This is a genomic window from Paenibacillus sp. 1-18 (genome assembly GCF_000520755.1).
Taxonomy (GTDB): domain Bacteria; phylum Bacillota; class Bacilli; order Paenibacillales; family Paenibacillaceae; genus Paenibacillus; species Paenibacillus brasilensis.
The window spans coordinates 1-7615 of sequence record NZ_ASSB01000076.1 but is presented as its reverse complement, the minus strand read 5'-3'; the positions used below and the strand labels follow the sequence as shown (position 1 = coordinate 7615).

Annotated in this window: 5 protein-coding genes and 1 pseudogene; all 6 read right to left on the bottom strand. The window is 50.0% G+C overall.

Features of this window, described 5'->3' with window-relative positions; genetic code table 11:
- Positions 1-326, bottom strand: a pseudogene (locus L693_RS0105535) (DL-endopeptidase inhibitor IseA family protein); the annotation flags it as partial.
- Between the two features lie 111 nt (positions 327-437).
- The gene (locus L693_RS0105530; RefSeq protein ID WP_025716413.1) at positions 438-671 is read right to left on the bottom strand and encodes a hypothetical protein; all 234 of its coding nucleotides are present in this window, start codon (positions 669-671) and stop codon (positions 438-440) included.
- 177 nt (positions 672-848) lie between these two features.
- Positions 849-2714, bottom strand: coding sequence for a rhamnogalacturonan lyase (locus L693_RS0105525; protein WP_025716412.1), 1866 nt, complete (start codon positions 2712-2714; stop codon positions 849-851).
- Positions 2715-2873: 159 nt separating this feature from the next.
- Positions 2874-3431, bottom strand: coding sequence for an SLOG family protein (locus L693_RS0105520; RefSeq protein ID WP_025716411.1), 558 nt, complete (start codon positions 3429-3431; stop codon positions 2874-2876).
- Between the two features lie 123 nt (positions 3432-3554).
- Positions 3555-3884 (bottom strand): iron-sulfur cluster biosynthesis family protein, encoded by a 330-nt coding sequence (locus tag L693_RS0105515; protein WP_025716410.1) that lies wholly within the window; start codon positions 3882-3884, stop codon positions 3555-3557.
- A gap of 254 nt (positions 3885-4138) precedes the next feature.
- Positions 4139-7615 (bottom strand): Ig-like domain-containing protein (locus L693_RS31095; protein ID WP_025716409.1); only part of this gene is annotated, 3477 nt, incomplete at its 5' end.

Sequence of the window (7615 nt, the reverse complement as noted above, 5' to 3'; positions counted from 1 at the left end):
GCCGCAGCAGGCGCTGGCGCTACCGACGCGGATGGACGCGCTACTGAAGTGGACGGAGCTGCTGGTGCAGCGGCTTTGGCGGAACCTGCGGCTTCAGCCGGGATCGACGCAGCTGGCGCGGACGGGGCTGGTGGGGCCGGTGTCTTAACCGACGCAGATGCTGCTGGTGCTGGCACCTGAGCCGGGGCCGCAGCGGCCGGATTGGCAACGTCCGGCTGCGTCGCTTCTGCTGGAGCGGTCACAGCGGGCGCTGCGGCTGCGGCCTGCGCTACGCTCAAAAGTGTGGCTGCAATGCACAGCGCGGATAGCTTCGTATTTATTTTCATCTTAATATACACCTCCATTAATATATGCCTGCATAGACTGCACACCTTTCTATTATAAGAATTCTGCTGTGCAATTAGGTTGCTAAATTGTTTCTATTTTCCTTTATTTGCTCATTCGGCACGAAGTTTGTCCGTATCTGCCCTGCACGGCTCATCTGACTGCTTTACCCGCTTTGCCTCCATATCTTCCAAGGATTGCGACAATTGCTTAACAGATCGGTCAAGCTGCTCCAATCTGCGACTGAGGGTGACAAGGATATATTTTAACAGAATCAGACTTAATGCAGTAGGGAATCCGACATTGGTTACGAGCTCAATCATGCCTTCGGTCGCCAGAGAAGTCACTATCCCGCCTCCTTTTTCATGTGTATATTCTCTTAATAAGAACTAATGTTCCCATTTTTAATCAGGATCATACGTTCTCTTTCTATAGGTATAACAAAGCATAATAAAAAGAGCTCCGATCAACTCCGGAGCCCTTATTCGTTTTCTGTCCATTCGTATTTCATTTTGGCCTTGTAATCAAGGAGTGTATATATTGGGCTGCAGGAGCTTGGACATCCCTTCTCCCAGATAAAAACTGGTGTGTGGCGGCTGATTATAGGCTACGTTCTGCCAGGCCACACTTAACCGATACACTGGATCATGCATAAGTGTATAGAATCGGTGCTCTGACTCGTATGGTGTTGTGTAAATTCGTAGTGCCGAATTGTCGCTTTTGCGCCAAATTACTTCCTCGCGCCAGTCGCCGAACAGATCAGCCTGCAAGGACGGTGTACCTTTCGTTCCGTTATTGGAGCTGGTTCCTGTCGCGGTAAGCAAATTGGAAGTGGTCGAGTTGGTATAGTTCCACTTGTCGATTTTACCTTCGCTTGACGAGGTATGATCCAACAGTTCACGCAGCAGGTCGCCATCCCACCAAATTCCAAAGTTAATGGAGGACGGTAGCGCATTTGTAACAAGCGCTCCTTTAGCTGAACGCAAGCCGATCCCCGGCGCCCATTGCTCGTTCCCTTTGGTACGCGGATCAATGTCTGCGGACATGCCTCTGCCGGTATCCTTGCCTGTATTTACGCCCCATAAAATGTTGCCGTTACGCGGATCGTACATGGCTGCGCCATAGGTGGCGTTCTTGTCCTCATTTACCTTAAACACTTCATAGCCTGAACGATCCGGGTCCAAATCTCCGACATGAAGTGCATCGCCGTGCCCCATTCCCGTGTTAGCCAGCTTCGCTCCGTTATCGTCCACCACCAGCGAGCCATACACGATCTCATCCTTATCATCCCCATCCACATCCGCCACGCTCAGGCTGTGGTTTCCCTGTCCGGCTGTCCCGGCATTGGTCGAGCTGTTGCTGTCAAAGGTCCAGCGGCGACTCAAGCTTCCATTACGCCAGTCATACGCGACCAGCACCGTCCGGGTGTAATAGCCCCGTGCCATCACAATGCTGGGCCGCACCCCATCCAGATAAGCAACCCCGGCGAGAAAACGATCCACACGGTTGCCGTAATTATCTCCCCAGCTGGATACCGATCCGCGTGGCGGCACATAATCAATCGTGCTAAGAGCTTTACCTGTATTGCCCGAGAATACGGTCAAGAACTCGGGACCTGCCAAAATATAACCATTGACGTTGCGATGGTCCGCCGAAGCGTCGCCCATTTTTACACCTGTGCCATCCACCGTGCCGTCTGCTGTTTTACATACAATTTCCGCTTTGCCGTCACCATCAAAATCATAGACAAGAAATTGCGTATAATGTGCTCCAGCGCGAATGTTCCGTCCCAGATCAATTCGCCATTTGCGTGTTCCATCCAGCTCGTAGCCGTCCAAAAATACATTTCCCGTATAGCCGGATTGCGAATTATCCTTGGCATTGGAAGGGTCCCATTTTAACACAATCTCATACTCGCCATCCCCATCCAAATCCCCTATGCTGGCATCATTGGCCTGGTACGTGTAGCTCACATTATCCGGAGTTTTACCGCCCGCAGGCTGCTGGATGGGAACGTCCAGATTGTTGCTGCTCCATACCTTTACCACAGGGGAAGCAGCCTGCTCTGTTCCATTCACCACGGCACGAACCGTATACGAGGATGAGGTTGTACCTGCCTTGTCCAAATAATTGGTTCTCGATGTAATCGGCGTATCATTCACCTTGCTTGTCCCTCTGTACAGATTAAAGCTGACCGAATCTGCTTCCGTGCCCAGCAAACGCCAGCTCACAAGTACGCCCTCCGGCACCTTGACCGCCACAGCTCCCCGGCTCAGCTTTTCCATTTGCCTTGTTGAGGCAGCGGAGACCTGGCTATCCATCGGAGTGACCATTCCACACAGCATGACACCGAGACAGAGCAACGCAGTATGCCGAAACCTTTTGTTCATGAATCAATGGCTCCTTTCTGGTTTGTTTTTCAATAAATTTATTTTATCTGACTGATAAGTTATTGTTGTTTAAATTTTATGGTAGCGCTTACATAGAAGTAAAGGGACGAATTCGTCCTTGTCCTTTTTGTTCACAAATCCGAGCTAATGCTTTAAAAATCAGAGGTCCATGAATAATCGTTCTTCATCCGCAATGCTTTGGATATCCTCCGAGCTGATGCTGATATATTGATAGCCTTCCGCCTGCTGCTTTTTTAATGCCAGCTCCTTCATAAAACGCGGACTGCCCTCTCCAGCATCCTCGTCGTAAACGAGCAACAAACCGTCTGTTTTGCGGAAAAGCAGTTCATCCCGTGCCTTGAGCTGCCATATCCCCTGATAAGGCTGACGGCTGACAAAGCCCACGTAGTCAACTGCGTTACAAATTTGCTGAAAGTACTCCTTTTTCTCTTCCTTCCACTTTTCCTCCATATTTTGATAAGCTGCCAGTATAGAGCATTTTAGGCGGGGATACTGCTGTTTTAGAGCAATAGCTACCTCACAGGCCCACAGGTCCACCCCATATTGGCCGGGAGTAATCACCCATTCCAGTCCTTCTTCAATCAGAGGAATGAGCCTGCCTGCAATCGCCTTTTTGATATATGGAATGCCCTCGTGCTTTTGACTGAAAATATTCAATTCATGGGCACGGTAGCCCGAAACGAGCAAATTTTTCATCATCTCAACGTCCTTCTCGAATGATCATAACAGTTATTGTACCATTTCAAAGGAAGTCACTACATTAAAAAAGACAAACCTCATTTCCATTTACGGTGGAAGAGATTCGTCTTTTTGAATTCACTATTTTGCGCGCACATCTTGAATTCTAATGTTGCCACTAAGTATGCCTGCATCACTAATGAGCTTGAACGATGGATAGTTGGGGTCTGCCTCAAGCCGCATTCTGCTATCGAACTGCTGCTCCTGCTGTCGGTCTACCCAAAAAGAATAGGGCTCGGATTGAACTATTCTATCAGTTGCATTCGCTGTTGTAATAACCTGGATGACAATGACGCCGTTGCATCCGCAGCCTTCTGTATCATAAAACAGCTTAAACATTCCCGGTCTTCCTGACAGAGCACTGTCCAGCCTTTCCACTGACAAGGGGTCCAGCTCTAAATGTATGTTCATGAGACGATCGCTCTCCTTTATTAATGAGATATTTGGAACTGTCAGCTCCAAAAAGAAAAAATTTAAACTATATGTACATTATAGCCATGTTTTTCGAGGTATCAATGTGACTGCACTCACTGCTATACATGAACCCTCTCTATTCCATTTTGATAGTATACAAAAAAGGTGCAACCCCTCCGTATGTTGATGGGTTACACCTTTATATGAATGCCTTGTCCTCAAGGGAGAGGTATTTCAGACAAGTCTACCGATTATGGCGTATGAATGCTTACAAATTGATAGGCCCCTTTTGGATACGCATTCCACTCATCCGGCTGATTGTAGACAGGCGATCCATAGGATATCCCCGGCTTACGGACGAACGTTCCACCTTGCGGTGTAAACTGTTCATGCGAATTTGGATTTCCTAATACATCCACCACTTGTCCTTGGTATTTCAAAACGTATGCAACGGTATTAAATTCGTTCGGGTTGTAGAAATTACCCTCATCATTAAAATACCAAGCAGGCGTAATATCCATGAAATCATAAAAGATACTGTCAATGATCAAGTATGGCATGGCAGGATAAAGCGGATTAATGGGTATCGTGGTCACATTCATACGGTTTGTATTCTTCATCCATTGATGAACTTCCAGTGAATAATTTTCTCCTCTGTGGGAAGGATCTCCATCCCCGTTATAATACAATTGCAACACAATCCGTCCATCCCCGCCATCTACAAATTGCGAGAAATATACAGCAGGCGCTTGCTGTGGGTCCTGCTGAACCTGAAATACAGCAGCCCTCCCATCTGTTCCTACCACCCATACCAGCACGGGGTCCGGGGAAAGGGCAATCGTCGTGCCCAAGTGATCTACAGGTCCAGTGAATGTTGAGGATGGGGTCCCTCTATACACTAGAAATTCCGATTGTCCCGGGAAGTAGCTGGACAGGTCGACCGTTCTGTACGGCAACCCGTATTTAACCCCTATCGGAGTGATGCCACCGGAAATCAGTTCAGCGTTGCGTACATTAAACGTATATTGGACAGAGCCACCCTTACCATCCGTGGCTGTAATGGTCATAGCAGCAAGACCGCTGCCTGTGCCTGGAGCCAGTGTTAAGCTGCTGCCTTGAAGCGATACACTCACCAAAGTCGGATCACTGGAGCTAACCGTAAACTGAAGCTCATCCCCATCCTCATCGCTGAACAGTTGCTGCAGATCATAATCCCTTTGCTGTGTAACTCCAGGGCTCAACACCTGCTCGTTTATAGCTGAGATGACTTGAGGAGCATGATTGAGCTGCGGCATGCTAACGATAACCGGGAAAGTCGCTCCCTCTGCACGTCCGTACTGATCATACACACTGAGTGTTACACTGGTGGTTCCTACACTGACCGGGTTTAGCTGCAGCTTCTGACCGTTCATATGGGCCGTAGCAATACCCGGGTCATACGTGTCCGCTGTCACAGAAAGAGAAGCCAGGTCCCAATTCAATAGGAACGGCGACAGATCCAGTTCTGGTGCAGGATTTTCCAATTGAAGCAATTGCTCAGGGATAGCTGCAATCACTGCATTTTCTAATAGATGAACCTGTAAGTCTGTGCTAATCTCTCCGCCTCTGCCGTCTGTAGCAGTAATCGTAATGATTGTACTGCCGGCAGCCAGCCCATGAATGACAAGCTGATCATTTTGAAGCATAGCATCAGCTACAGCCGGGGCAGAAGAACTGATTTCATACCTGAGCGAATCATGGTCCGGGTCTGCAAAAATGGTGGACAGATCCACTGTGCCGTCAGCCTTGCCTAAAATCAGATGTACAGCGTTGGGTACATGGGTTACCACCGGGCTGCTATTGGGGATTGGCAAAACCGTGACGATCAAGGTAACGGTGGCTGTTCCCCCCTTGCTGTCGTCTGCCGTCAAGGTAATGCTGGTACTCCCCGGTTGCAGCGATTGCAAGGTAAGCTGGTGGCCTGTGATGGAAGTCTGCACGATGGACGTATCCGCGCTGGCCGCTGTGAATACCAACGGATCGCTATCTGCATCCGTAAATACCGCCCCGAGGTCCAGCATTGAATTCGGCTGACCCAAAGTTACGGTTAACGGTTGAGGCGTCTGTCCTTGCGGAGCATGGCTCGGAGCGCCCTGAACCGTCAAATTGAAATCAATCTGCTTTTGCCCTGTGCTGCCGTCCTCCCCTTGCTGTCCGTCATTCGCAGTGACATGAACGATTGTGCTGCCCGCATGAAGCGGACTGAGACGCAATTCATCTCCCGCAAGCACCGCCGACGCTACAGCAGGATGATCAACAGTAACCTGATACGTTAAGGCGGCATTTTCCGGGTCCTGAATATAGTCGTTCAAATGCAGTACAGCATCGGACTGTCCCACAGTAAGATTCTGAGCTGGTATACCTGTAGATACAGGCAGGCCATTCACGGTAATCTTGAAGGTGGACGATATCCTTTTTCCGCGTCCATCATTAGCCGATACACTGATGGATGCTTTGCCGACACTGACAGGCGTAAGCTTTAAGGTATTGCCTGACACAGATGCCCGTACCACGCCGGATTGAAGAGAAGCGGCCGAAAAGGTCAAAACATCCCCGTCCGGGTCGGTAAAGAATTGACGCAAATCGTATAATTGCTCACCCGTGCCTTCCGTAATTACACGCTCGACAGAAGCGTTCACAACCTCCGGTGAGCGGTTAGCAGCGCTGGATGAGCCTGATGAGCCTCCAGAAGATGAAGATGTACCTGTTACGCTTGTGACAGCTAAACCCGTAACCGCATTGGAAGCTACTCCGGTCCCGAGTGTGAGGGCGGATACCTGTATATTTCCACTCACATTGACCGTAGCTGCCGGATTGCTGACTTGCAGGTTTTCAATACTCCCCGTATTTTTTAATTGCAAGGCTCCTGTCCCACTGACGGTCAACTGCTGGATCGTGCTGTTGCCTGTCATTTCAACGGACTGACTGCCAGTTACTTGAACGGTTGGAACCGTCCCCTGAAGACTGACGTTGTCCGTCCCTTCATTAATATTCAGCTGTGACAATGAAGCAGCCGTGCCTACTTCAATGCTCGCATTGGATTGTACGTTCATAACAGTCGCGCTTGCCGTGCCGCTGAGTACGACATGAACCTCAGGCTTTGTGACATCCATTTGCGTCAAAGTCGAGCTATCAAATACGACTGTATTGTTATCTCCGCCGTTAATCTGGGTCTGTCCCTGCACCTGTACATCCTGTGCATAAAAATCCTGCTGCACCCGGGCATCCACCGTTAGCTGCTGCTCCACTTTCAGATGCAGCACCGATGTAAAATCCCCGGCGACTACCAAATCTCCGTTCAGGGTGGAACCGTGCCCATCCAGCACAACATTCCCACTGAACTCCGCTTCACCGTTACCAGCCGGAGTCCCGCTGCTGCGAAGCTCCAGCCAAGTAACCTTGTCCACCGTCCGGCCTGTGGCATGGAAACGGATGCCTGCGCCACGCAACGCGGCCTGATTATCCGCGTGAAAAATGCCGCGCAGCGGCTCTGCCACGTCATAAGCGATGCCATTGATCCGTATCTGCTGGCCGTCGATTCCCTGGAGCTGCGAGGCACGCTCCTGCGGAAACAGGGCAGATACGAGCAGGCTGGCCGCATCTACGCGGCTTACCGAGTCTTTGGCGTGAAGGCTTCCGCCAAATTCGCTCATCAGCCCGTCACTGAGCGCCGCCCGAATCAGCCGGGC